The 26,047-nt window shown below is 70.4% G+C and carries 14 protein-coding genes; 4 read left to right on the forward strand and 10 right to left on the reverse strand.

Features of this window, described 5'->3' with window-relative positions; translation table 11 throughout:
- Nucleotides 1-5: 5 nt before the first annotated feature.
- The 7 genes from JC881_RS24235 to phnD (JC881_RS24265) all read right to left on the reverse strand — a co-directional run bounded on the left by JC881_RS24235 (nt 6) and on the right by phnD (JC881_RS24265) (nt 11,498).
- Entirely contained in the window at nt 6-1,943 is a 1,938-nt protein-coding gene (locus JC881_RS24235; protein ID WP_198788272.1) for a protein kinase domain-containing protein, read from the reverse strand.
- Nucleotides 1,944-2,024: 81 nt separating this feature from the next.
- Nucleotides 2,025-2,660 (reverse strand): type VI secretion system-associated protein TagF, encoded by a 636-nt coding sequence (tagF, locus tag JC881_RS24240; RefSeq protein WP_198788273.1) that lies wholly within the window; start codon nt 2,658-2,660, stop codon nt 2,025-2,027.
- On the reverse strand, nt 2,657-6,256 hold the full coding sequence (tssM, locus tag JC881_RS24245) for a type VI secretion system membrane subunit TssM (RefSeq protein WP_198788274.1): 3,600 nt from the start codon (nt 6,254-6,256) through the stop codon (nt 2,657-2,659). The genes tagF and tssM overlap by 4 nt, the downstream gene beginning before the upstream one ends.
- The gene (locus tag JC881_RS24250; protein WP_198788275.1) at nt 6,253-7,617 is read right to left on the reverse strand and encodes a DotU family type VI secretion system protein; all 1,365 of its coding nucleotides are present in this window, start codon (nt 7,615-7,617) and stop codon (nt 6,253-6,255) included. Before JC881_RS24250 ends, tssM begins: the two co-directional genes overlap by 4 nt.
- A gap of 142 nt (nt 7,618-7,759) precedes the next feature.
- Nucleotides 7,760-9,091 carry a type VI secretion system baseplate subunit TssK gene (gene tssK, locus JC881_RS24255; RefSeq protein ID WP_198788276.1) on the reverse strand — a complete coding sequence of 444 codons (1,332 nt, stop codon included), beginning with the start codon at nt 9,089-9,091 and terminating at the stop codon, nt 7,760-7,762.
- A gap of 177 nt (nt 9,092-9,268) precedes the next feature.
- A complete protein-coding gene (gene phnD / locus JC881_RS24260; protein WP_198788277.1) occupies nt 9,269-10,306 on the reverse strand; it encodes a phosphate/phosphite/phosphonate ABC transporter substrate-binding protein in 1,038 nt (345 codons plus the stop codon).
- A gap of 133 nt (nt 10,307-10,439) precedes the next feature.
- Nucleotides 10,440-11,498: a phosphate/phosphite/phosphonate ABC transporter substrate-binding protein gene (phnD, locus tag JC881_RS24265; RefSeq protein WP_198788278.1), complete on the reverse strand. Its 1,059-nt coding sequence runs from the start codon at nt 11,496-11,498 to the stop codon at nt 10,440-10,442.
- A gap of 163 nt (nt 11,499-11,661) precedes the next feature.
- Here phnD (JC881_RS24265) and JC881_RS24270 point away from each other — a divergent pair, with 163 nt between their 5' ends.
- From JC881_RS24270 to JC881_RS24280, 3 genes are all read left to right on the forward strand, one after another.
- A complete protein-coding gene (locus JC881_RS24270; protein WP_198788279.1) occupies nt 11,662-13,554 on the forward strand; it encodes an ATP-binding response regulator in 1,893 nt (630 codons plus the stop codon).
- 151 nt (nt 13,555-13,705) lie between these two features.
- Entirely contained in the window at nt 13,706-14,791 is a 1,086-nt protein-coding gene (locus JC881_RS24275; protein ID WP_198788280.1) for an ABC transporter substrate binding protein, read from the forward strand.
- Complete coding sequence (locus JC881_RS24280) at nt 14,788-16,743, forward strand: hybrid sensor histidine kinase/response regulator (protein WP_198788281.1); 1,956 nt, start codon at nt 14,788-14,790, stop codon at nt 16,741-16,743. Before JC881_RS24275 ends, JC881_RS24280 begins: the two co-directional genes overlap by 4 nt.
- 111 nt (nt 16,744-16,854) lie before the next feature.
- Here the strand turns inward: JC881_RS24280 and JC881_RS24285 are convergent, their stop codons facing one another.
- Nucleotides 16,855-17,844, reverse strand: a complete 990-nt coding sequence (locus tag JC881_RS24285) for a GlxA family transcriptional regulator (protein ID WP_198788282.1) — start codon at nt 17,842-17,844, stop codon at nt 16,855-16,857.
- Between the two features lie 95 nt (nt 17,845-17,939).
- Between JC881_RS24285 and JC881_RS24290 the strand changes: the two genes are divergently transcribed.
- Nucleotides 17,940-18,572, forward strand: a complete 633-nt coding sequence (locus tag JC881_RS24290) for a cysteine hydrolase family protein (protein WP_198788283.1) — start codon at nt 17,940-17,942, stop codon at nt 18,570-18,572.
- A gap of 280 nt (nt 18,573-18,852) precedes the next feature.
- Here JC881_RS24290 and JC881_RS24295 read toward each other — a convergent pair whose 3' ends face one another.
- Both JC881_RS24295 and JC881_RS24300 read right to left on the reverse strand, forming a co-directional pair.
- Nucleotides 18,853-24,261, reverse strand: a complete 5,409-nt coding sequence (locus JC881_RS24295; RefSeq protein ID WP_198788284.1) for a two-partner secretion domain-containing protein — start codon at nt 24,259-24,261, stop codon at nt 18,853-18,855.
- 2 nt (nt 24,262-24,263) lie between these two features.
- A complete protein-coding gene (locus JC881_RS24300) occupies nt 24,264-26,039 on the reverse strand; it encodes a ShlB/FhaC/HecB family hemolysin secretion/activation protein (RefSeq protein ID WP_233102006.1) in 1,776 nt (591 codons plus the stop codon).
- Between the last annotated feature and the right edge of the window lie 8 nt (nt 26,040-26,047).

Consider the following 26,047-nt stretch of genomic DNA (forward strand, 5'->3'; position numbering starts at 1 on the left):
GACGATTACTTCTCGACGATTTTGAAATTCGCGACGCCATAGACGTCGTTGCATGGAGCGCCTGGCGCGCAGGTCGGCTTGCCCAGCAGCGGCGACGCACCGGTGCCGCGCGTGGCTTCGAGCGCCGAGAGCACCGGCAGCGGGAACTGCGGAAACACGCCGTCGTTCTGCACGCCGGAAGCACTGAAGTCGCGCTCGTGCTCGCTCACGAGCACCGCGAACTGGTTGGTGCCGGCGGGGCCGCCCGCGTCCATCGGCCACGAGGCGCGCGGCAGCGCGAGCGCGCTGTTGGCGGTGATCTTGTTGTACTTGTCCAGCAGGTTCGGGAACAGGAGGAACATCTCGCCGCCGCTGGACAGAAGGAACACGTAGACGAAGCCGTCGCGCTTGCTGCGGACCTCGAAGGCGAGCTTGTCCTTGCCGATGTTGACCTCGGGCTTCTTCGCGGTGGCCGTGACCTCGAAGCCGGGCGCGGCGCCCGCCGCGAGCGACTGCAGCGATTCGAGCGGCGTGCGCGGCGCCGGAGGGGGCGGTGGCGGTGGAGGCGGTGGCGGTGGTGCGGTCGTCACCTTGATGTCCTGCTGCGGCGGTGGCGGCGCGGTCGTGATGTCGGTCGCCTTGCCCTTGCCGCCGGCCACGTCGTCGCCCGTGGCCGCGGTGCGGCCCTGGTACCACCACCAGCCGCCGCCGGCGATGGCCGCGACGACGGCGATCGAGGCAATGGCCGCAACCGCTTTGCCCTTGCCCGCGCCGCTGTTGCCGCTGCCGGGTGCGGGCGCTGGCGGAGGTGCCTTCTTGCCGCCGATGACCGTGGCCGCATTCGCATTCGAGTTGCTGTTGTTGCCGCCCGTGCGCGCGCCCGAAGGCGGCTGCGTGCGCGGTGTCGGCGCGATGCTGTGGCCGACTTCCAGGTCGAGTGCCGCGCGCAGCTCGGCCATCGACTGCGGCCGCTGCTCGGGCCGCACGCCCAGGCCCGCGTCGATCGCCTGCAGCAGCTTCAGGCTGTAGCGCTGGCGCAGGATGTCGTTGCCCGCGAGCGGCACGTAGCTGTCGGACAAAAGGCGCGCCACCGACGGCGGCGGCGCGCGGCCGCACACGGCCACGTGCATCACGGCCGCGAGCGCGTAGACGTCGGTCCAGGCGCCCTGCGACATGTCGGGCATCTCGGCGTATTGCTCGATGGGCGCATAGCCGGGTTTGAGGATGACGGTGATCGCCTGCGTCTTGTCGGTGATCACGCGGCGCGCGGCGCCGAAGTCGAGCACCACCGGTCGGCCCGAGCCTTCGAGCAGGATGATGTTGTCGGGCGCGATGTCGCGGTGGTAGCAGTTGGCGTTGTGCATCACGCCCAATGCCTGGGTCACGCCGTCCATGATGCGGATGAGCCATGACTCGTCGACGCCCGCGGGGATGGCGACCAACGCTTCCCTGAGCGTGTCGCCCCGGTAGAAGGGCATCACCATGTACGTGGTGCCGCGCTCCTGCCAGAACCTGTAGACCTTCAGGAGCGAGGGGTGGTCGAACTGGGCGAGGAGGCGCGCTTCGTTGATGAAGCTGCGCATGCCCAGGTCGAAGGTTTCGCGGTGGCGCTCCGAGAGGGGGACGACGGTGCCGTCGTTCTGCCTTGTCGAGAGAGACGTTGGCAGGTACTCCTTGACGGCCACGACGCGTTCCAGGTCGTGGTCCCAGGCTTCGTAGACGACGCCGAAGCCGCCCTGGCCGATGACGCGGGTGATCTCGAATTCTGCGAGGCGGCTGCCTACGGGGAGGAGGCCGGCTTCGTGCGTGCTCGATGCCGGGTTGGTGACGGGGACGTTCGACAGGCTTGTCACGCCGGCGCTGATGACGGTTGCGGCGGTGTCGCCGCCAGTCACCGGCTGCGGAGCCTGGCGGGAGACGACTCTTGTGCGGTCGTCTTCCGGTGGGGGGGCGTTGTCAGTCATCGACCTGCTCCTGCGAGGTGAACGACTTTTTGAATTTGCTTTCCGAGGCCGGGTCTCGGGAAAGAAAAGAAAGCAAGGCCTTCATTCCCCACCCCCAAGAAACAAAGCCTCGAACTGCGCATCCCGAGGCAACCCGGTAGCCAACATCCGAACCCCGCCCTCAACAGCCGGATCACCCAGCCACAACGAAGCCCCCGCCGCAGGCATCTCCAGCGACTCGACACCAACGACACCCTCACCGGCAGCGGCCACGAACAGCCGCCCCAGAACCGCATCGAACCTGAGCGCATCCAGATCCCCATCCAGCCCTTCAAGCGCAGCCTGAATCCCCAATGCCCACCAGTGCAGCGCCGCACCCAGCGCCTCCCCCTGGAGCACATCCGAAACATCCCCCAGCTCGACAGCAAGAGTGAACGGAAAGTACCGCCCCACGCCATCGACGGAAGGCATCAACACCCCGATCCATGCGCGCTCGCCGGCCACCTGCGGCCCGAGCGCAAAGCACCAGATCGGCGCCTCGAGGTAGTAGGTGGTCCAGTCCGCATGCCGATCCCGCAGCCGCGCAAGTCCGCGCTGCAGCCACTGGTCCCACACCGCGCGAAACGACTCCGGCAACCGCCGATGCGCAAAGTCCCCCATCCCCGGCAACTTGCCGAACCATCCCGGCAACTCGGCCGAAGCGAAGAGAGAAGAAGGAGAAGAGGCAGCCAGGCTCACAACCCCTCCGGACAGGAAAACTCCCGCAGCTCGCGCAAGCGGATCGGATGCTGCACGCTGTTGGTCGTCACCTCGAAGCGCGTCTTGCGCGCGCCGATCTGGAAGGTGATGAAGAACTTCTCCGGCGCATCGCCCGCTTCGAGCTGCCCGTCGTCGAGCGCACGGAACAGTGCCCACGGCCCGTCGACCGCCGAGCCGGAGCTGCCCGTGGTCGAGGGCGGGCTCACCTGGATGCGCACCTGGTTGCTGCCCTTGGGGCCGGGCCACTGCACGGCCATCGGTACCACGGGGCCGTGCGCGTACTTCACGAGCTGGCCATCGACGTCCAGGATGAACTGGGTGATGCCCGCGTCCATCTCCACCGGCTTGAAATCGAGCCGCATCGAGGGGCCGCGGCCGCCGGCGCGGAAGAAGATGTCCTTGATGCGCGCGGCGCGCTCGAACTGCGCGAGCGCCTGCGTGGTGATCGCGCCGCGCTCGGCCACGGGCTTGTAGCGCCACGGGCGCGTGCTGGTATCGACCAATGCAGCCAGGCGCTTCTGGAAGAACTCGTCCATCAGGCCGCCGGCGCCGAACATCTGGCCGAAATCCTCGGGCAGCACGTCGCGCTTGCTGGTGGGCGAGAAGGGGTAGCGGCCCGCAATCGCGCGCGTGCAGAACTCGGTGACCGGGCGCAGGTCCTGGCTCAGGTTGCCGCGCTCGGCCACCTGCGCCTGCGCGGCGCCCGACTGGCTCAGGTTCTCGACCATCGAGCGCACCGGCTCGGGCAGTCGGCCCGCGTCGGCCTTGAGCTTGCCGGCCACGTCGCCGGGCGGCGGCGAGGTGCGGCCCTTCACGGCCGTATCGACGGCGTTGAGGTACACGTACACCTCGTTGAAGAGCTTCAATGCATCGTCGATCGGCGCGGGCTGGCCGGGTGCCGCGGCGCTGACGAGGCGGCGCAGCGGCTCGAAGCGGTCGTCCACGATGCTCTCGATGCGCTTGCCGCTCGCGACCGGCTTGTTGGGGTCGCCGCCGAAGAGGTCTTCCAGGCCCTTGCGGGTGCTGGCGACGGTGGCGGTGGCCTTGCTCACTACGTCCTTGGGCTGGTCGGCAGGAATCAGGGTGGTTTCCTTCACCACGGCGCGCAGGAAGTTCGCGAGCGGCGAGCTCACGCCCGAGAGGATGCGCGCGGCCTCGATGTTCTTCTCCAGGCCCGTCGCGCGGATGAGGCGCACGTCGCCGAGCAGCGCCTCCCACTGCTTCACGTATTCGGCGAGGTAGAGGCGTCGCACGCGGTCGGTCAGCGCGCCGAGCGCGGCCACGTCGCGCAGGCGGTCGGCGGCGCCCTTGTCCTGGCCGAGCACCCACGGGTCTTCGGCGGCGAGCAGGCCGGTGAGCACCGTCACTTCGTTCTGGAAGCGCTTGTGATAACCGTCGTAGGTGAACATGCCCGGCACGCCTTCGGTCAGCGGCTTGCCGCTGATGCGCTCGAACACGAGCGGCGCGGAAGGGCCGGCGGCTGTCGCCACGCTGAAGCCCGGAATGTCCTTGGTCGCGCGCTGGCGCTTGAGGCGGCTGAACACGCGCTGCTCCAGCGGGTAGCTCGCGAGCACGGCGCGCACGCTGCGCACGAGGTTCTCGTCCATCTTGAGCGGCGAGCGCGGCGGGCCCTGCGCGATGAGCACATCGAGCTGGTCTTCGAGTGCCATGCGCTGGTCTTCGGGGATGCCGCGGTCGAGGTTCCGCGCCCAGTCGAGCGTGATCCAGGCCTTGAGCGCATCGGGGTCGAAGTGCTCGGGCTGGTAGAGCATCAGATAGCTCTTGAGCGCCTCGTACGTGTATTCGAGGTTGTCCTTCTGCGCGGTGCGCAGCTGGTCCTCGATGCGCTTGGCGATCTGCGGCAGGAACACGTCGTTGAGCGCGCGCTGGTGCGCCAGGCGCGCGGCGGCGTCGAGCTTGTCGCCCTGGTAGAGACCCAGCGTCATGCTCAACGGCTCGTCGCCCTGGCGGTTTTCGGGGGTCTTCCAGATGTCGCGCACGCCCTGCATCACGGGCGCCACCTCGACCAGGTTCTGCAGTTGCACCGGCAGGTTGGCCAAGGTCTTCTGCGCGGGCTCGGCGCGGGCCTCCACCGACTTGAGGTAATTCATGTTCTGCCAGGTGCTGTAGCCCCAGCCCGCGATGAGGCCGACGGTGACCAGCGTCATCGCGGCCACGCCCGTCATGCGCAGCAGGTGGCGGCGGCGCTCCAGCTTCACGTCGGCGCCGGCCAGGCGCTGCTCGGGAAACACCACGTCGCGCAGGAGCGAGGTGAGGAAGTAGCTGCGCCCGCTCGATTTCTGCGGCGCGAGCATCGCGCGCTCGATGCCGAAGCTGCGCGAGAGGCTGCCCATCACGCGATCGATGGGACTCCCCTCCTGCGTGCCGCTGGTGAAGTACACGCCCCGCACCCACGGCGGCTGCGCGAAGCGCGAGCCCGTGAACACCTGGTCCAGCAGGTCCGACAGCAGCGAGCCGATGGAGCCGAACTGCGCGGGAAAGCCGAAGATCGCCGCGCGGCGCGTGCCGTCGGTCTCGCGCTGCATGCGCGGAATGAGGCCGTCGTTCACGCGGTTGTGCAGCAGCGCGAACTCGCGGTGGAAGGCGGTGGAGAGGCCCTTCTCCTCGGTCTGCACGTTCTCGTCGGCCGGCAGCGTGAAGCCGAAGACCTGCGCGCGCTGCTCCTTGCCCAGGTCGTCGAAGTAGTCGGTGAAGCCGTAGAGCAAATCGCTCTTGGTGACGAGCACGTACACCGGAAGGCGCGTGGTGAGTTTCGAATCGAGCTCGAGCAGGCGCGCGCGGATCGATGCGGCCAGTTGCGTGCGCTGCTCGGGGCCCTGGCTCAACAGATCGGCCACGCTCACCGTGAGGAACACGCCGTTGAGCGGCCGGCGCGGGCGCGCTTTCTTCAACAGGCCGAGGAAGCCTTCCCACGCGCTCTTGTCTTCGGATTGGTGGCTGTCCTGCGTGGTGTAGCGGCCGGCGGTGTCGATGAGCACGGCCTCGTCGGTGAACCACCAGTCGCAGTTGCGCGTGCCGCCCACGCCGCGGATCGCGCCGGGGCCGAACTTCTCGGCGAGCGGGAACGAAAGGCCCGAGTTCACGAGCGCCGTCGTCTTGCCCGCACCGGGCGCGCCGATGAACACGTACCAAGGCAGGTCATACAGGTAGCTGCCGCCCGAGATCGACATCCAGTCGCGCCAGCCGGGCTTCTTGCCGGCGGCGTGCAGGCGCATCTGCTTCAACGTGGCGACGGCTTCGCTGAAGCGCGTGTCCAGGATCTTCTGTTCGCCGTTGACCGGTGCATCGGTCTTGGCGGCCGGCGCCTTCATGAGGCCGTCGGTCAGGTGCTGGCTCGCACGGCGCGCGCGCCAGCGCCGCCACAGCATGCGCAGCACCACGATGAGCACGATGGCGCCGATGAGAATCCAGCGCGCCGTTTCGCTCTCCAGCGGCGCGAGCGAGCCGATCTTCACCAGCGGGCCGATCCACCAGATCAGGAGGCCGATGATGAGCAGCGCGAGCAGCGTCAGCAGCAGCGGGCTGAACAGGAAGCCGAAGATTTTCTTGATCATTTCGTCGCTCCTGGAACGGGAGCAGCCGCAGCCGGTGCCGCCGGTGCGGCGGAGGCGACGCGCTCGGGCTCGGTCAGCAGCACGATGTCCACGCGGCGGTTGCGCGCGCGGTTGGAGGGCGTGTCGTTGGCGGCCACGGGCTCGGCGTCGGCCTTGCCATCGGAGCGCATGCGCGCAGGATCGACCAGCGTGGTGAGCGCGCCCTTGACCGCATCGGCGCGCGCAGCCGAGAGGTGCCAGTTCGACGGATAGCGCAGCGAGCGGATCGGCTGGTTGTCGGAGTGGCCGGTGATGAGCACGTCGCCCTTCACCTCGGCCAGCGCCTGCCCGATGCGGCGCAGCACCGGCAGCGACGCGGCCATCGGCTCGGCGCTGCCGGAGCTGAAGAACGAATCGCCGCGCAGCCGCACCACGCTGCGGTCGGCCTCGTCGGTCACGGTGACCAGGCCCTGCTTGACCTCGGGCTCGAGGAAGCGCGCGAGCCGCGGCGTCTTGGCCGGCGGCGCGGGCGGCGCGATCTGGATGTTGGGCACGCGAAGGCCCGACACGGCCGCGTAGGTGGTGTCGGAGCGCTTGTTCAACAGGATCTGCATGCCCACCCACGCGAGCGCGAGCAGGAAAGCGAAACCTGCCGCGAACACCCACAGCGGCAGCGATTCGCGCAGGCGCACCGTGCCCGCGCCCTGGCCGCGCCAGTGCGGCGAGAGTTCGGGTTCGAGCTGCGGGCGGTCCTTGGCGATCAGGTCGGCCAGGCGCTGGCGCACCGAGTCGAGTTGCGCGCGGCCGTTGTCGACCACGCGGTAGCGGCCCTCGAAGCCGAGCGCGAGCACGCTGTAGATGAGCTCCAGCAGCTGGCGGTGCGTGGGCACGTCCTGCGCGAGCTTGGCCAGCAGCTGGAACACCTTCTCGCCGCCCCAGGTCTCGTTGTGAAATTGCACCAGCAGGCTCTGCTTGTTCCAGCCGGCCTGCACGCCCCAGGGCGTGTTGGCCACGGCCTCGTCCAGCGCGGTGCACAGCACATAGCGCGCGGCGAGCACCGATTCGTTGCTCACGCCCGCGCGGCGCGCGCTCGCGTCGAACTGGTTCACCGCGTCGGCGGTGGAGGCGCGCAGCGCCGGCACGTTGGGCGGCTGCGCGAGGTTGCGCAGCTTGCCGATCAGCACCAGCAGCTTGCCCGCCGCCGACACCAGCGGATTGAGCAGGCCGATGTCGCCGACCTCGGCCGCGGGCGTCGGATCGGCGCCGCCGAAGAACGGCGCGGGCGCCGCGGCCTGCGGCGTGCCGGCCGGCGTGCGCGGCTTGGGCTTGATGACCGTGCGCTCCGACTCGAAGGCGGCGAAGGGGTCGGGAGGTGTGCTCATGGGGTTACCTCGGGCCGTCCATGCGGCAACGGCCACTTGGGCAGCAACAGAGCCGTTCGGGCTGAGCTTGTCGAAGCCTTGCACGCCGCGCCCAGCCCTTCGACAAGCTCAGGGCGAACGGAGTAGGAGGTGGCTTGCGGCTTCATGAACGAATGGCCCAGAACGCGAGATCGAGGCCGGGGAAGTCGCCGGCAATGTGCATCGCGATGCCGCCGGATTGCTCGAGCTGGCGCCACAGGTCGCTGTTGCGCGTTTCGAGTTCGAAGTAGTTGGCGCCCGTGTGGAACGGAATCTGGCGCGGCGCGACCGGCATCGGCGTGAGCGTGACGCCCGGCAATGCGAGGTTCACGAGATCGCGGATGCGCTCGACCGGGCCGATCTTCACCTGCGTGGGGAAGCGCGCGCGCAGCGCCTCGCTGGGCATGTTGGCGTTCACTGCCAGCACGAAAGTCGCCTTGCGCTGCAACTCCACGTCCGTGACCATCGCCACGCGCACGCCGTGCTTGCGGTCGTGCAGCTCGATGCGGATGGCCGACTGCTCGAACACCATCGAGAGGCTGCGGCGCAGGTCGTCCATCACCGGACGGAAGCTCAGCGCGAGGTCGTCGTGCACATAGGGGCCGAAGCGCGCCACGCGGCGCGAATCGCGAAAGCTGGAGAGGTCGCCGGCCAGGCCGAGCGCATGTTCGAAGAAGTGCTGCGGATGCAGCATCGCGCTCTTGGCGAGGTGCGCAAAGATGGCCTCGTTGCGGTTCACCGCCTGCAGCAGCATGAAGTCGGCGATCTCGGCCACACCGCCGGTGCCGCCCTGCGTCATGCGGCCCGCGAGCGCCTCGCCGCGCTGGCGCAGGAGCCCCAGCAGCTCGTCGAGCCAGGCGCGGATGACCGCGTGGCCGGCCACGTCGAGCAGCGGCGGCAGCATGCCGCGGTCCAGCTGCACCTGGTTGTCGGTGCGGCGCTCGACCACGCGGGCGACGCCCATGGTGGTCCAGGCGTCGGTGGCTTCGCCGGCGCGCATGAGGCGCGTGTGCAGCTGGCCCAGCTGCAGCATGGCGGTGCGCTCGCCGGCGGTGTTGGAGTCGGGCACCTCGGACTCGAGCACGCGGTGGCGCACCAGCTCTTCATAGTCTTCGGCATCGGCCTCGCGGGCTCCCGCGCGGCGCAGCGGCAGCGCGAGCACCACGGCCTCGTCGCGCATGGAAGAAGGAATGTCGATCGGTTCGGGCAGCGGATCGACCGCCGGCATGTCGAACACCGTGCCGTCGCCGAAGATGCCGACCGCGCGCACCAGCGCCAGCTTGCCCAGCGTGAGCGCCGCCTGGTCGATCTCCAGTTCGGCAAAGCCCCAGGCGTAGGGCGCGGTCGAACGCAAGAGCACATGCCTCGCATGATCGGCATGACGCTCGCTCTGCTGCAGGTGCTGAGGCTGCAACAGCATCCCCTCGCTCCAGACCACTTTTGTTCGCCAACTCATCCGCACTCCGTCAACGGCAAGGGTTGCCAGAAAGAAACACGAAGTTTCCGGCGCGGCGGGCGGCGGGCAAATCCGCCTAATGGCCTAGACGAAGGGGTTTGGAGCTACGGCGAAGGGACTAGGCGCTGAGGCGCCGTCGTGCGGCCGGCGCGCCGGCGCCTTGGTGCGGCCGGTGCCTCAGCGGCCGCCGGCGCGCAGCGTCTCGACCTGCTCGGCGTAGGCCTTTTCGATGCGTTGCAGCCGCTGCGCGCGCGCCGCCTCGTTCACCCACGCGGCGGCCATGGCGCGTTGCTTGCCCAGCTGGTATTCGAGCCGCGCCTCGGACAGCAGCGCGCTGTCGTCCACCGCGACGTAGCCGTAGGTGGCGCGCAGGTTCTTGAGCACTTCGCGCTCGGCGTCGGCGCGCGGCCCCTTGCCTTGCCCGTAGGTGACCAGGAAGTTCTGCAGCTTCGCCTGGAACTCGGGCGGGTAGTTGCGCCGCACCACCATCGGCGCGCCAGGCGGCGGCTCGGACGCCCAGATGACCTGCAGCCGCTCGGCCTCGATCGGGAACTGCTGGCGAAAGCGTTCGAAGTCGGTGGTGTTGTTGGTGGCCACGTCGGCATCGCCGTTGGCCACGGCCAGCGCGGTGGCCTGGTGGGTGCCGATGAATTCGCTGCGAAAGCGCGTCTCCATCTCGATGTTGTTGGGCAGGAAGAGCTGGCTCTGCGGCACGACGAAGCCGGTGACCGAGCGGCTGTCGCCGCGCGCGAGGCGCCAGCCCTCGGGCTGCGCGAGCATGCCTTCCAGGGTGTTGAGCGGACCGCTCTTGCGGGCCAGCAGCACCGCGCGGTGCTCTGGCATGCCGGGGCGCCGCGCGATCTGCGCCACCACCTTCATGCGCCGCTGCATCACCGCATCGAGCGCCATCCTGGCCGAGAGGAAGGCCATGTCGATCTCGTCGCGGCCGATGGCGCGGTCCAGTTCTTCGTACGACGGCACCGAATAGGCATTGACCGGGATGCCGAGCGAGCGGCTCATGTCGGCCATGAACGGCGTCCACAGGGCCCGCGATTCGACGGTGCCGCCCAGCGGCAGCACGCCGAAGCGGATGGCCTGCAGCGACGGGGCGGATTTCTCGTGCGTGACCTGCGCCATGGCCGGCGATGGCAAGAGCAGCACGGCGGCTGCGGCGAGCGTTGCGGTCAGCAGCAGATGCTTGAGTACGGGGAACATGTCGCGACTTGGGGCTATGGGGGACGCTGCGGTTCGATCAACGCTCACCGCACACCACGATCGCGCTCCGAACAAGGCGCATCACACAACACGACGCACGGAAAAGCAAGGCACCTCGCAGCGGCACCTCACCTCAAGGTGTCACATCCTTGAGCACGCTGACCTGCTCCGCATAGCCGCTCTCGATGCGCTGCAGCCGGGCCTGCCGCGCGGCGTCGTTCACCCACTGCGCCGTCACGGCGTTCTGCCTGGCCAATTGATAGGCCAGCTTGGCGGCAGGCTGCAGCGAGCTGTTGTCGGCGGCCACGAAGCCGGCCAGGTCGTGCAGCGACTTGAGCACCACGCGCTCGGCGTCGCCGCGCGCGCCCTTGCCGCGGCCGTAGGCGGTGAGAAAGGCCTGCACGCGGGTGCGCAGCTCGGCCGGGTACTCGCGCCGCACCACGATCTGCGCGTGCGGAATGAGCTCCGACTCCCACAACACCTGCAGCCGCTGCGCTTCAGCCGGAAAGCGCAGCCTGAAGCGCTCGAAGTCGGCCGAGTTGTTGGTGGCCACGTCGGCCTCGCTGTTGGCCACGGCCAGCGCGTTGGTCTGGTGGGTGCCCACGACCTCGCTCAGGAAGCGCGTCTCCATCGCGATGTGGTTCGGCAGGAAGAGCTGCAGCTGCGGCACGATGAAGCCCGACACCGACTGCTTCTCGCCGCGCGCGATCCGCCAGCGGTCGGGCTGGTCCAAAAGGCTCTTCAGCGTATTGAGGGGCGGCGTCTTGCGCGCGAGCAGCAGCGCGCGGTAGCCGGGCAGGCCGTCGTGCCGCACGACCTGCGCCACCACCTTCATGCGGCGCTGGGTCACGGCGTCCAGCGCCATCTTTCCGGAGAGAAAGGCCATGTCGACCTCGTCGCGCTGGATGGCCTGCTCCAGCGCCTCGTACGAATTGACCGAGAGCACGCTCACCGGGCGGGCGATGGCGCGGCTCAGTTCGGCCAGCAGCGGGTCCCAGTCGCTGCGCGACTCGAAGGCGCCGCCCAGCGGCAGGATGCCGAAGCGCACGGGGGCGGCGTCAGACGGCGCGGACGGGGCGGCCTGGGCGGCGGCCGTCAGAGGCAGGCCGACAAAAAACGCCAGGGCCGCGGCCCGGAACGCAGCAGGAAAAACGGCGGCAAAAACGGCGGGAAAGCGCAGGGAAACCAGCATTTTGGGAGCCGAAAGGCGTAGGGCCGCTGCGGACCAGCGGGTCTAACATGGGCGAATCGGACGCCATTAAATAGCAAATACAAGTTAATTTCGTGATGTTTTTCCTGTCTTCCATGTTCGCCGCCGCGCCCATAAGCTCGCGCCCCATGGGTTCAATGCATCGATGAACTGGAACTTCCGCGTCCTGCGCAAGCTTGCGCGCCTCACCTTCGCCCAGCAGCTGATCCTCCTGGCGCTGGTGCCGGCGACCGCGGCCACGCTGACGGCGATCGCCGTGCTCACGCGCCAGCACCTGGGCAACCTCACCGAGCTGATGCGCGCCAATGCGCAGACGGTGGCGCTGCAGGTGGCCACGGTGGCGCAGGCGCCGCTCTCTCGCATGGACAAGCGCGCGCTGCAGCGCACGGCCCAGTCGGGCACCTACCAGCCGCACGTGCAGCAGGTGCAGATCTGGACCGAGGACGGCGAGATCGTCGCCAACTCCGAAACCGTCGACCGCGCGCGTGGCGAGGGCCTGCAGGTGGTGGTGCCGATCGTGGCCGACGACGGGCGGCACAACGGCAAGGTGATGGTCGAGATCGGCCTGTCGGCGGTGCAGAACGCCCGGCGCTCGGTGTGGCTCAACGTGGCGGTGGTGCTCGGGTTCAGCCTGGTGGGCGTGGGGCTGGCCGGCTGGTGGGCGGCGCGGCGCATCAGCGAGCCGATCCGCGCGCTGGGCAAGGCGGTCGACCGCCTGGGCGCGGGCGAGGACGCGAGCGTGGCCATCGAGGGCACGCTGGAGGTGCAGCACCTGCAGCTGGGCTTCAACCAGGCGGCGCGCGCGCTGGCCGAAAGCCGCCGGCTGCTGCAAAGCCGCGTCAACGAGGCCACCTCCGAACTCGCGCGCAAGAACGCGCTGCTCGAGGTGGCCAGCCAGGCCAAGACGCGCCTCCTGGCCGCCGCCAGCCACGACCTGCGCCAGCCGCTGCATGCGCTCACGCTCTTCTCCGACGGGCTGGCCAACGGCGAGACCGATCCGGTCAAGCTGCAGCGCATCGGCCACATCCGCGAATGCGTGGAGTCGCTCGACCGGCTCTTCTCGGAACTGCTCAATCTCTCGCAGCTCGATGCGGGCGTGCTGCAGCCGCAGTGGGCCGACTTTCCGCTGGACCGGCTGTTCGACGAGATCAGCCGCAACTTCCGATCGGTGGCCGAGCAGCAGGGCCTCCGGCTCGTGGCGCGCAAGACCGAGCTGTGGGTGCGCTGCGACTACGTGATGCTCTCGCGCATCCTCAACAACCTGGTGTCGAACTCGCTGCGCCACACCATCGAAGGCGGCGTTTTGATTGGCGCGCGGCGCCGCGGCAAGGGCGTGCGCATCGACGTGGTGGACACCGGCGTGGGCATCGCCGCGCACCACCAGACGCGGGTGTTCGAGGAGTTCTACCAGGTGGAGCCCACCGGCCGCCAGTCGGCCCGCGGCGCGCGCGGCATGGGCCTCGGGCTGGCCACCGTGCAGCGGCTGGCCGAGCTGCTGAACACGCGCGTGGAGCTCAGCTCCCGGTTGCACAAGGGCACCTGCGTGCGGGTGCTGGTGCGCTCGGCGCCGGCCGCGCTGCCGGCGCCCGTGCCCTCGCCCGTAGTGGCCGGCATCGAGGACGAGGAGGCGAGCCTGGCGAACCTGCGCATCCTGGTGATCGACGACGAGCGCACCATTCTCGAAGGGCTGATCGTGGTGCTGGCCAACTGGGGCGCGGAGGTGATGGCCGCGCAGACCCGCGCCGAGGCGCTCGCGCTGGCCGACACCTGGGAGCAGCCGCCCGACGTGGTGGTGAGCGACCTGCTGCTGCAGGGCGGCGACAACGGGCTGGACGTGATCGCGGCGCTGGAGCGCCACCCGCGCGGCATCGGCGCCGGCACGGCGCGCCTTCTGGTGACCGGCGAGACCAAGCCCGATCGCCTGCGCGAAGTGGCGAGCGCCGGCATCACCGTGCTCTACAAGCCGGTCTCGCCGCGCGTGCTGCGCCAGGCGATCCAGGCCCAGCGCGCCGCCGCATTGCTCCACACCGACGCATAGACCATCGGACATAGACCGTGCGGCCGCCGCGCCGTGCAGTTCGTCACGCTGGCACGGGGTCGCGGCGGCTGACATAGCCCCTCCGCCTTATCGCGCGAAGCGGGCCCCGTCCTTACATTGGGTCATGCACCCTCGCTGCAGAAGCAGTCACATGTCCGTCGCCGCGCCACATCCCTCCACCCCCTTCCGCGGAAGGCTGAACGGCGCTGCGCGCGCGGTGCTGGCCTTCGGGCTGACCGTGGGCGTGGCGATCGGTCTCATGGGCCTGTCCACGGGCAGCCGCGCCGCGGCGGCCGCCAGCCTCACGGTGCTCATGAGCGACGACAACGCGGCGCATTCGGAATTCGTGCAGCAGCTGCGCGCGAGCCAGGAGCCCGGCAGCCGCTTCGAGCTGGTGCGCCTGTCGCCGACCGGGGAGATGCCCCAGACCATCGAGACGGCAGGCGCCGACACCGAACCGCGCGCCAATGCGGGCGTGCGCACGCGCAGCATGCGCCCCACGGCCGCCGACGCGAACGTCACCATGGCCGTGGGGGTCGCGGCCGCGCGCGCCGCCGTCGAGCGGCCGGGCCAGGAGCCGCTGGTGCTCGCGATGCTGAGCCGCCTCGACTACGAGACCTTGAAGGCCGCCAGCCCCGCCTTCAGGCGCAGCGACCGCCGCGTGGGCGTGCTGCTGCGGGACCCTGCCATGGCCGACCAGCTCGCGCTCATCGGCGCGGTGCTGCCGCAGAAGCACCGCATCGGCGTGGTCGCCACGCCCGAGTCGGAGCCGCTGGTGCGCGAACTGCAGCGCGCCGCGCAGGGCGCCAATCCGGCGTGGGACGTGCGCGTCGAATACGCGCCCGATGCCAAGTCGCTCGCCGCAGCGCTGCGCACCGTGGTGCCGATGAGCGACGCGCTGATGGTGCTGCCCGACCTCATCGGCGACAACCAGGCGGCCACGCTCTCGGTGCTGCGCGCGGGCGCGGGCGCGGGCCTGCCGGTGTTCGGTGCGAGCGAGGGCCTCGTGCGCTCGGGCGGTCTCGCGGCCGCGGTCTCGACGCCCTCGCAACTCGCGCAGCAGGCGCGCCTGCTCGGCCAGAAGGTGGCCAGCGCAGGCAACGCCAGCAACAACAGCCCGCTGGTGGAGGCGGCCACGCCCGCCACCGTGCGCGTCAACGCCACCGTGGCACGCGGACTCGGCCTGCGTCTGCCGGAGGAACGGGAACTGACCGACCGGCTCGCGGCCCCGCGATGAGCGCCGCGGACTCCCCGCAAGCACCGGCGCCGCCCGGCGATGGCGCGGCGCCGCCGCGCGCCGCGACCGCGCTGGTGGTGCGCGGCAACCTGCAGCGCGACCTGTTCCGCCTGGGCGTGGTGCCCTGCGCGGCGGTGGCGCTCGCCCTCACCGGCTGGTTCACCCACAACCGGCTGCAGACGCTGGAGGCCCAGTTCGACGCCGAAGGCCAGGCCGTGGCGCGCCAGGTGGCGGCCATGAGCGACCTGAGCCTCTATGCGGGCGACGTGCCGGCGCTGCAGAACGTGGCCAACGCGGCGCTGCGGGGCGGCCAGGTGATGCGCGTGGAGATCAGCAACAGCGCGGGCGTGTACGTCACGGCCGGGCCCAAGACCGAATCGCTCGCGCAGCTGCGCATGTTCACCTCGCCGGTCACGCTGCGCGAAGCCTCGCGCGCCAGCGCCTTCGCGCCCGCCGGCTCCACCGCCGCGGGCGAGACGCCCATCGGCCTGGTGCAGACCTTTCGCGACACCACCGCCTATGCGCGCGAGCGCAGCCGCTCGCTCATCGCGGGCATCGGCATCGCGCTGGTGGCGCTGCTGGCGGCGTGGGCCTCGGTGCGCCACATGGCGCGCACGGTGGCGCGGCCGCTCCGGCGCGTCTCGCGCACCGTCGCCGCGCTGGAGGCGGGCCACTTCGACATGCGCTGCGAGGTGGTCGAAGGCGGCACCAGCGGCACCCACGAGCTGGCCGTTCTTGCGCACGACATCGACCGCCTCGCCGAACGCCTGCAGCACAACCGCCAGGTGAGCGAGGAGCGCGTGCGCGAAGCCACCGCCGTCGCGCTGCAGCGCATGGCCGAGGCCGAGCAGGCCGCGCTCTCGCGCGCGCGCTTTCTCGCGGCCGCGAGCCACGACCTGCGCCAGCCGTTGCATGCGATGGGCCTCTTCATCGACGGCCTGCTGCCCACCGCCACCGCCGCGCAGCGCCCCGCCGTGCTGCGGCTGCAGGAGAGCACCGAGTTCATGGGCGTGCTGCTGGACGACCTCCTGGAGATCTCGCGGCTCGACGCGCAGGTGCTCACGCCGGCCATCACCCGCATCTCGTTGGCCGCCCTCTTCGACCAGCTCGATGCGCAACATGCCGCCGCCGCCATCGAGGCGCGCGTGCGGCTGCGCTGGAGCGACCGGGGCCTGGCGGTGCGCACCGACGCGGCGATGCTGCAGCGCATCGTCAACAACCTGGTGGCCAACGCGCTGCGCCATGCGCCCGAAGGCGGCACCGTGCTGGTGGCCGCGCGGCGCAGCGCGGCCGGTGTGCGCATCGAGGTGCGCGACAACGGGGTGGGCATCGCACCGATCCACCAGGGCCGGATCTTCGAGGAGTTCTACCAGGTGGCGAACACCGAGCGCGACCGGCGCCGGGGCTTCGGCCTGGGTCTTGCGATCTGCGCGCGCATCGCTACGCTGCTGGGCACGCGCATCACCGTGCGCTCGGCGCTGCAGGCCGGCAGCACCTTCGCCTTCACGCTGCCCGCGGCGCGCGCCGCCGACGTCGTGCTGCCCGAGCCCGCGCCCGTGGTGCTCGCGCCGCTCGCGGGCCTGCGCTGCCTGGTGGTGGACGACGACCCCGCCATCCTCGACGGCAGCCGCGCGCTGCTGGCGCAATGGGGCTGCGAGGTCGAATGCGTCACCACCGGCGCCGAGGCCATCGCGCGACTGGGCACCGGCGACATCCACTTCGACGCGGTGCTGTGCGACCTGCAGCTGGCCGGCGAAGGCGACGGCGTGGACGTGATCGAAGCCGCCAAGCGCCTGCAGCCCGACGCGCTCGCGGTACTGGTCTCGGGCGCCACCGGGCCCGAGGTGCTGCAGCGGCTGCGGCATGGTGGGGTGATGCTGTTGACCAAGCCGGTGCCGCCGGCGAAGTTGCGGGCGTTGCTCACGACGCGGCGCCACGCGCCGGTAGCCTGAAGTTCAGGCCGCGCTCGCGAAGGCAATCCCCCACAGGTCCGTTCACGCTGAGCTTGTCGAAGCGCCGCGCGAGGCTTCGACAAGCTCAGCCCGAACGGTGGTGGTGGTGCCTCAAGCCGCTTCTTCTGCGCGCGAGAACTGCCTGCGATACACCGTCGGCGACACCTTGAACGCCGAGGTGAAGTGCTTGCGCAGCGACACCGCCGAGCCGAAGCCCGCGCCGGTTGCGATGCGCTCGACCGGATGGTTCGTGGTCTCCAGGAGGCGCTGGGCCAGTGCGAGGCGCTGGTTCTGGATCCACTGCCCTACCGTCGTGCCCGTCGATTCGCGAAAGCGCCGCGTGAAGGTGCGGCGGCTCATCAACGCGCGGCGCGCGAGCGTGTCCAGCTCGTGCGGCACATCGAGATGTTTGCCCAGCCATTCGAGCAGCGGCGCGAGCCGGTCGCGCTCGGCCGTCGCGGGCATGGGCTGCTGGATGTACTGCGCCTGCCCGCCCTGCCGGTGCGGCGCCACCACCATGCGCCGCGCGGCGCGGTTCGCCGTCTCGGCGCCGTAGCGCACGCGCAGGAGGTGCAGGCAGCAATCGATGCCCGCGGCCGTGCCGGCGGAGGTGAGCACGTCGCCATCGTCGACATACAGCACCTCGGGCTGCAGCTTCACCTTCGGGTACTGCCTGGCGAACGCGGCGGCGAGGTTCCAGTGCGTGGTGGCCGGCCGGCCATCGAGCAGCCCCGCCTCGGCCAGCACGAAGGCGCCGAGACACAGGCCCACGATGGTCGCGCCGCGCCGGTGCGCGGCCTGCAGCGCGCGGATCAACGCGGGCGGCGCGGGCCGGCCGTCGTCGCGCCACGAAGGCACCACCACGATCTGCGCGCGGCGGAGCACCTGAAGCCCGTGCGGCACCACGAGCGCGAAGCCCGCGTTGGTCTGCAGCGCGCCCGGCTCCGGCGCGCACACGCGCATGCGAAAACGGGGCGCGCCGGTGTCGGTGCGGTCTTCACCGAACACCATGCAGGGCACGGACAGGTGAAAGGGGCTGATGCCGTCGAAGGCCACAATGGCAATGGTCTCGGCGATGGTTTCCGCTGCTGGATGGCGCATGGCCCGATCTTATCGATGAATGGCTATCGGGCCACTTTCGGCAAGCCGCCGGAAGGCGAACAATCGAGCCCATACCCACCGAGAAGGAGCCAGACATGAGCAACACCCCCACCCCGCGCCGCGCCCTCGTTGTGATCGACGTGCAGAACGAATACTTCGAAGGCGGGGGCCTCCCGATCGAGTACCCGCCCATCCTGGACACGCTGCCCAACGTGACCAAGGCCATGGACGCCGCCCATGCCGCCGGCGTGCCGGTCGTCGTGGTCCGCCACCACGCCCCCAAGGGCGCGCCGGTGTTCCAGGCCGACACCCACAACGGCCAACTGCACCCCGAGGTCGCGAACCGCCCGCGCGACCACCTGGTCACCAAGACCTTCCCGAGCGTGTTCACCGGCACCGACTTCGCCGACTGGCTCGCCCGCCACGAGATCGACACGCTGAGCGTGGCCGGCTACATGACGCAGAACTGCGATGCATCGACGGTGTTCGAGGCGATGCACCGCGGCCTGAACGTGGAGTTCCTCGTGGACGCGAGCGGCGCGCTGCCGTACGAAAACGCCGCAGGCAAGGTGACCGCGGAAGAAATCCACCGCGTCTTCAGCGTCGTGTTCCACAGCAACTTTGCGGCCGTGACGACGACCGCCGCGTGGATCACCGCGATGCAGGAAGGCCAGGTCATCGCGAAGGACAACGTGGTCATGTCCAACCGCCGCGCGCGAGGGGTCTGAGCGGTCGGGGCGGCGCTCGCGCCGACGGTGGGCCCTGTTTCGCGAATGTCCCCCGGCTTCGCCTCCTCCTTGATTTCGCGAAACAGGGCCCACCGCCAGCGCGAGCGCTTACAGAGTGGTCGTTGATCGGCCGTTCACGAAGAGCGTGCCCAAGTGCGCAGGGCATCGGGTGCTCCCCGCAGCGAAATCAAGGAGGAGGCCGCAGGCCGGGGGACATTCGCGGAGGGGAGCACCCGGTGGCCTGCGCACGCGCCCTGAAAACCAGAGCGCTCGAACAAGCTCAGAAGTCCGCACACCCGTTGCGCTTCTCCGTATCCACACAGCTCGAAAGATTCGGCCGCGACCGAACGCGCGACCATTCGCGCGCCAGGATGTCGCCGCCCTGCGATGCGCGATCCCCTTCGAGCGCCCCGGTCGCGAAGCACATCGGCGGCGGCCCCATGTTGCGGTCGTACAGCCAGGTGGACGGCAGCTCGCGCAGCACGTCCGGCCGCGGCAAGTTCGGAATCGTGGACACCTGCAGCGTGCCCGGCACCACGTTCACCGCATACCCTTCGGCCGACGTGAAGCTGCCGTTGATCGGATAGCTCCCCGGCAGGCTCGCCGCGTTGGCCGTCGTGCCGGCGGCGCCGTTGAAGCCCGCGCCCGTGTCGCCCAGGATCAGCCCGCCGATGAAGTAGCTGAAGAACGGATTCGCCGCGCCGAACGGCCGGCTCGCATTGTTGATGAACACCGTGGCCACCGGCTGCTGCGCATAGATGAAGTGGTTGTCGCCCGGCGACACGCTCACCGCGCAGAGCCCCGAGTACGCGCAGTGGTACAGGTTGGGCAAGAGGCCCGAGCCGCGCAGCCCGCCGCGGTTCTCGCCGATCCAGGTGTCGGCCCACACGCGCCACGGCGCGCCGCCGATCGTGTAGCCGCCCAGGTTCTGGAAGCGCGAGGCCGCCACGAGATCGGCGCCGCTGCCGCTGCTCACATTCGCGCCCAGCAGCAAGTCGCCCGAGAGCGTGCGCACGAACACCGTGTCGGCCGCCATCGAGGTGGCCGACGCGACCTGCGGCGCATTGCCCGCGGCGTCGTAGCCGGTGACCGAGACCGAACCGAGTTGCACCGTATCGACATCGACATACCGGAACGCACCTGCCGCGCCACCGCCGACGGTGTCCGCACTCACGTTGTTCGCCGCCGTGTCGAGCAGCACGCTGCCGCCGGTGGAGCGCGCCATCAACGTGCCGGCCGTGATCGGCGCCGCGGCCGTCTGCGTGATGTTGCCGCGCGAGAGCAGGCCGATCTTCGAGGCCGTGAGCGCGCCACCCAGGTTGATGTTTCCGCCCCCTTCGTTCTGCAGCGTCAGCGCCGAAGGCAATGCGAGCGGCCCGACGACGTTGATGTCCGCCGCATGCGCGTTGCTGCCCGCCACGATGGTGGGCGCATCGAGCCGCGTGAACTCGGCCGCCGACACCGCGAAGCCGTTGGCCGCCGTGCCGCCCAGCGTGATCGCGTTGCCCGTGCGGTCGAGCGCGTTGCCCGCCGCGTCCACGCCGCCGGGGCGCAGGTTCAGCACATTGCCCGCGCGCACCGTGCCGTCGATCGCGAGCGCATCGACCGAGCCATCGTTGCTCGCGCGCAGCACCACGTTGTTGTTGCCGTCCACGCGCGCGCCGGTGGCGATGGCCACGCCCGTGCCGTTGGCGCCCGATTCGCCCGCGATGTCGATGCTGCCCACGCCCAGCGTGGTGACCAGCGTGTTGGCCGCCAGCAGCACGCCGCCCGAAGTGGCGCTCGCGGGGCCCGCGGTCACCAGGCCGCGCACGGCGATGTTCCCGTCCACGCTGCGCACCTGCGTGTTGGCCAGGTTGACGGCCTGCACCGAGATCGGTCCCGTGCTCGGGTCGGTCACGCCGCGGGCGGTGCCCACGATCGAGATGTCGCCGCTGGTGGTGAGGATCTGGTTGGCCGGCCCGGTCGCGCTCATGCGCACGCCCGCGCCGCCGGGCGTGATGCCGGTGATCGACACGTCGCCCGTGCTGCTCTGGATGGTGATGTTGCTCAGGTCGATGGTCGCGTTGAAGCCCGAGAACGTCGGCGCTGCGCGCTTGCCGGTGATCTGCACGAAGCCGCCGGCGCCGGCATCGCCCAGCGCGGTGGTGCGCGTGTCGATGGTCGTGTTGGTCAGCTGGATGGCCGTGGTGCCCGAGGTGGGACCGGTGTCGGCATTCATCGTGACGTTGCCGCCGTTGGTGAGGATCTGCCCGGTGAAGAAGATGCCGGTGGAAAAGCCCCCGCCCTGGCCATTGGCGTTGAAGACGACGTCCATCGGTCCGGTGGTGGAGCGGATGATGGTCGGCACATAGGTGCACGGAAAGCTCGGGCAGCTCTGGCCGATGGCGTTCGCCGCATCCAGCTGAAAGGTGAGCGCCGTCGCGCCGACGGTGCGCTCGATGACCACGCCGCTGTCGAAGGTGATGTTGCCCGGGTCCGTGCCGCCGGTGCCGGTGGTGATCGTCACGCTGGAGCCCTTGTCCAGCGCCGCGTTGATGTCGCCGTCCTGGATGGTGGACGTCGCCATCGGATCGAACGGATTGCCGGTGAGGCTGCCCGCGGCCGTGCCGTGCGCGATGGTCACGTTGAACGGATCGATCAGCCAGGAGCCCGCGCTGCCCACGGGCGCCGAGGCATCGACGCGAACGCCGGTCAGGTCGAAGTGCGAGCCCGAGGTCTCGATGAAGCCGCCGTTGCCGCCCGCTGCGCCGCCGCGCGCCGAGAGGGTGCCGAACGCGCGCAGCGCGCCGCCCGCGACCACCTTCACGCTGCCGCCGTTGCCGCTCTGCGCAGCGTCGGCCTGCAGGCGGGTGGCACTGCCCACGGCGATGGCGCCGGTGGCCGCGATGTCGATGCTGCCGCCGCCGGTGGCGCCGCTGGCATCGAGCCGCGCGAGCACGACATCGCCGTCTCCGAAGTCGACGCCGTCGACCACCACATTGCGCCCGCGCACCGAGATGCTGCCGCCCTTGCCGGTGCTGCTCGCCACCGAGATCAGCGCGTCGGTCGGCGGCGCGGCGTTGGCCGGTGGCGCCGCATCGAGCGCGCTGAAGTCCGAGAACGAGTTCACGCGCAGCGAGACGTCGGTGCCCTGCGCGTCGATGGCCACGGTGCCGCCGTCGGCGCGCAGCGCATTGGGCTGCCCGGTGTCGGTGCTCACCTGCACGCCCCAGGCCGAACTGCCGTCCGGCGTGATGACGATGGCGCCGCCGGTGTCCAGGTTGGCGGTGAAGCCTTCGCCGCCCGCCTTGCCGGTGATGTCGATGCGCCGGCCGTTGCCGGCCGTGACGTTGCCGCCGATGAACACGCCGCTCGAACTGCCCGCGAAACGGTTGGCGCCGGCGAAGGCCGTGCTCTGGCGCATCGCGTCGAGGTTGCCGCCCGTGCCCGTGATGCGCACGTCGCCGCCTGCAAGGACGCTGGCGTTGCTGCTGATGTCCACCCCGGTCTGGCTGAAGATGCTGCCCACCGGCATGTCGGTGGTCCAGTCGGTGCCGCGCCCGGTCAGCGTCACGTCGCCGCCGGTCGCGGCGACGGTGCTGCCGTAGCCCACGTTCACGCCGTTCCCGCCGACGCCGCCCACGCCATCGACGCTCACCGTGCCGGTGCCGTCGGCCTTCACCGTGCTGTACCAGAGCGCGACGCCCTCGCTCGACGAGAAGCGCGGGTTGCCGCCGTCGTCCGTCGCCACCCACGAGCGCCCCTGCCCGCGCAGGCTGACGATGCCGCCGGCGTTGGTGGCCAGCGTGCTTTCGCTCAGGTAAACGCCGGCGATCCATTGCTCGTCGGAATGCGACGAGGAGCCGCCCACCGCGCGGCCGTTGATCGCATCGCCCTGGCCGAAGAAGCGGATGTTGCCGCCGTTGGCGTCGATGGTCGCGCCCGTGAGGCGGATCGCGCCCGCGTAGTCGGCGCCGAAGTTCGGATCGCCGCCGCTCACGGAAATTTGCGCGGGGTCCGCCGCGCGGGCCGCGATGGCGCCGGTCGAGTCGGCGTTGAAGTCCACGTGGAGCGCGCCCTGCTTGGACACGATCGAGGAGCCGTTGTCCATGCGGATGTTGCCGGCGGAATCCACCCGCAGCGTGGCGGTGCCGCCTTCCTGCTTGACCACCTGCACGCCCTCGCCGAACAGCACGCCGCGCTGGTCGCCGATCGCGCCGCTCGCCAGCGTCACGTCGGTGCCGCGGCCGAGCGCGTTGCCAACGCTGCCCGCATGCACGCGCGCGCCGGGCTCCAGGTCCGGAAAGGCCGGGTCGAACGCGGCGATGTCGGCCGCGTTGGCCACCTCGAGGCTGCCCGTCGGGGTGTCGATGCGCCAGCTGCCGTTGCCGCCACCATTGGCGCCGCCGCCCGCATCGACGCGCGCATCGCCGATCCGAAGGCCATCGGCCTTCGTGGTGATCGCGCCGCCCTTGCCGCTGCCCGCGCCGCGCGCACTCAGTTCGCCGAACACCTGCGCGTGCGATTCGCGCGCCGGGGCGGCCAGGCCGTCCGCGAGGACCTGGCCCGTTGCCGTGCCCACGTCGATGGTGCCGCCCGCGCCTTCGCCGGTCGCGCTGGCGCGCAGTGCCGAGCCGGACGAGAGCGCCACGTCGTAGCCGCGCACCGTGACCGTGCCGCCGCCTGCCTGCCCGCTCGCATCGAGCAGCGCCGGCGGGCCTTCGGTCGTGGCCTCCAGCTTGACCTGCCCCGCCGCGATGCGGATGGTGCCGCCGCGCTCGCCGGCCGCGGCGCCGGTGGCGTCGAGCGTGCCGCCGGTCATCGCGACCTGGTTGTCCCGTCCGCCGCCGAGGAATATCTCGCCGTTGCGCGTGCCGATGCTGCGCGCGCGCACCGTGCCGGTCTGGTTGACCACCAGCTCGCCCACGGTGACGGAACTGCCCACGAGCGCCACGCGCCCGCCGTCGGCCTGGATCGTGCCGCTGTTGCCCACGGCCGCGCTGGTGGCCATGGCGTCGGGCGCGATCACGAGGTTGGTGAGGCCGTCGCCCACGAGGTCCAGCGTGATCTTGCGGCCCGAGGCCAGCGCGACCGTGCCGTTGTCGGCGGTGATGGTGCCGGTGCTGCCGTTGCCCACCGCCGCGCCCATCAGCACCACCTCGCCACCGCCTGTCGCGGTGATGTTGCCGAGGTTGCGCACCGCGGCCGAGTTGGCATCGGCGCGCTCGAAGGTGAGCTTGGTGGCGCCGTCCATGAAGCTCTTGTCGCTGGTCGTGAGCGCCAGCGTGGAGGCGATGAGGCCGCCCACGTTCACCGTCGCGCCTTGGCTGAACATCACGCCGTTGGGGTTGACCAAGATGACGCGCCCGTTGGCGTTGAGCTGGCCCGCGATGGTCGAGAGTTCGTTGCCGGTCACGCGGTTCAGCAGCACGCTGCTCGCGTTGGGCTGCGCGATGTTGACGACGCCGCCCGCGCCGATGGAGAAGGTCTGCCAGTTGGCGATGCCGCGCGCGAGCGGCTGGTTGATGTTCATCACGGCGCCGCTCTGCGTCATCGTGACGCCGCCGGCGATGGGGAGAAAGCCCGTGGGCAGCACTTGCGCGATGGCCGGCGAGAGGCCCGCGCACAGGAGCGAGATCGCCAGCGGCCGCAGCTTGAGGCCGCGATGCTGGGCAGACCGTTGGCGGGAGAGGTTGCGTTGCTTCATGGTCAGAACGCCTTGATGAGCTGCACGTAGAGGCGCGGATTGCGCCCACCGCCGTCGGTCTGCGCCGGCGGCGTGCCGGCGCGCCAGGCGAGCGTGGCGTTGATCGAGAAATTGCCCGGCCGCGACCAGCTCACCCCCACGCCGTAGCCGCGCAGGCTGTGGCTGTTGGCGCCGTCCAGGACCGTGGGGTTGCGCACGATCTTTCCGTGGGCCGCGTCGTAGAAGAGGAACGGCGTGAGCTCTTCGTTGAGCGACCAGCGCCACTCGACCGTGCCGATCACGCCCTGGTCCACCAGCAGTTCGCCCGAGGGGTATGCGCGCACCGCGCGCGCGCCGCCGAGCGCGAGCTTCTCGGAGCCATCGAGGTTCTTGCTGGCCCACTGGCCGCCCACCGACAGGTACAGCGAATGGCGCGGCATGATGGCCTGCAGCCGCGAGAGCTGGAAGCTCAGCTTGGTGAAGCCGCCTTCGGTGTCGTGGCCGCCCAGGCTCTGGTCGGCCAGGCGGCTTTCCGGATCGCGGATCGAAAGATTGCCGTGGTAGAGCGTTCCGGAACTGGCCCAGTAGCCGCCGCCGAACACCTCGTCGCGGCGCTCCCAGGTCCAGCCCACGCTCAGGCCGTTCACGCGCTTGCGCGAATTGGTGTTCGCGATGCCGACCTCGTCGGTCAGGTCCTTGATGTCGGCGCCCAGGCGCAAGAAAAGGTTCTGCTGGCGCTGGCGGATCAGCGGGTAGTTGAGCGAGAAATCGAGCACGTTGGCACGGCCGCGCGCCTCGTAATCGGCGAACTGGCCGCCCAGCTCGTAGTTCACGCGCGCCAGGCCCACGCCCGCGCGCAGGCCGCTGGTGCCGATGGGCGCCTCGTAGGCGATGCGTCCGAACTGCAGGTCGTTGCTGTCGGACACCATCAGGCGCATGTCCAGGTTGTCGCCGATGCCGAACGGGCTCAGCCAGCGCGCGGTGCCGCCCACGCGATAGCGCCCCGATTCCTTGGTGCCGTGGTTGTCGGCCTCGGCCGTGAAGGCCCAGCGCGGCGCGGCGGCCACTTCGACCGAGAGGTCGGTGGTGCCGGGCGACGTGCCTTCCTGCAGGCCCGACGACACCTTGACGCCGGGCTGGTCCGACAGGAGCAGCATCGAGCGCTCGTAGCTCTGCGCGCTCACGGCTTCGCCCGGCTGCAGTGGCGCGAGAAAGCCGCGCACGCGCGCTTCGCTGAGCGGCGCATCGGGCGCGACGACCACGTCGACCTTGCCCAGGCGCCCTTCGATCACGCTGATCTCCACGATGCCGTCGCGCACCGTCTGCACCGGCACGATGGCCTGCGCGAGAAAGTAGCCGCGCTCCTTGTAGCGCGCGGTGATCGCCTGCGCGAGCCCTTCGAGATCGCCGAGCGTGACGTCGCGGCCGATGTAGGGCGCGGTGATCGACTGCAGCTCTTCGTTGCTCAGCGCCTTCACGCCGTTGAGGCGCAGGTCGTTGAGCCTGAACGTCGTGCCGGCGGGGCGCGGCGGTGCCGGCAGGCTTTGCGGCGCGACGGCGCCGGTCGCTTGCGCGAGCGGGCGGTCGCAGGTGCCACACGGGTCCTTGGTGGGGAGCAGTTCGGTGGCGTCGCCCGCATCGTTGGCCGTGGTGGCTTGCGGTTCGGCCTGCGCCTGTTCTTCGGCATGCGTGCGATCGGCCGCCATGAAAAGCATGGCCGACACCAGCGCGCCGGTGGCCCAGGCGACGGGACGCAGCGCGTTGCGCGGCGCAAGGGCGATGGAGCGTGTTCGGTTCATGGCGTTGC

The organism is Variovorax sp. IB41 (assembly GCF_016405905.1).
Lineage (GTDB): Bacteria > Pseudomonadota > Gammaproteobacteria > Burkholderiales > Burkholderiaceae_C > Variovorax.

Coding starts and splice junctions, on each gene's coding strand:
- JC881_RS24235 (WP_198788272.1), bottom strand. CDS start 1,943: ATGACTGACAACGCCCCCCCACCGGAAGACGACCGCACAAGAGTCGTC.
- tssM (WP_198788274.1), bottom strand. CDS start 6,256: ATGATCAAGAAAATCTTCGGCTTCCTGTTCAGCCCGCTGCTGCTGACG.
- JC881_RS24250 (WP_198788275.1), bottom strand. CDS start 7,617: ATGAGCACACCTCCCGACCCCTTCGCCGCCTTCGAGTCGGAGCGCACG.
- tssK (WP_198788276.1), bottom strand. CDS start 9,091: ATGAGTTGGCGAACAAAAGTGGTCTGGAGCGAGGGGATGCTGTTGCAG.
- phnD (WP_198788277.1), bottom strand. CDS start 10,306: ATGTTCCCCGTACTCAAGCATCTGCTGCTGACCGCAACGCTCGCCGCA.
- phnD (WP_198788278.1), bottom strand. CDS start 11,498: ATGCTGGTTTCCCTGCGCTTTCCCGCCGTTTTTGCCGCCGTTTTTCCT.
- JC881_RS24270 (WP_198788279.1), top strand. CDS start 11,662: ATGAACTGGAACTTCCGCGTCCTGCGCAAGCTTGCGCGCCTCACCTTC.
- JC881_RS24275 (WP_198788280.1), top strand. CDS start 13,706: ATGTCCGTCGCCGCGCCACATCCCTCCACCCCCTTCCGCGGAAGGCTG.
- JC881_RS24280 (WP_198788281.1), top strand. CDS start 14,788: ATGAGCGCCGCGGACTCCCCGCAAGCACCGGCGCCGCCCGGCGATGGC.
- JC881_RS24285 (WP_198788282.1), bottom strand. CDS start 17,844: ATGCGCCATCCAGCAGCGGAAACCATCGCCGAGACCATTGCCATTGTG.
- JC881_RS24290 (WP_198788283.1), top strand. CDS start 17,940: ATGAGCAACACCCCCACCCCGCGCCGCGCCCTCGTTGTGATCGACGTG.
- JC881_RS24295 (WP_198788284.1), bottom strand. CDS start 24,261: ATGAAGCAACGCAACCTCTCCCGCCAACGGTCTGCCCAGCATCGCGGC.
- JC881_RS24300 (WP_233102006.1), bottom strand. CDS start 26,039: ATGAACCGAACACGCTCCATCGCCCTTGCGCCGCGCAACGCGCTGCGT.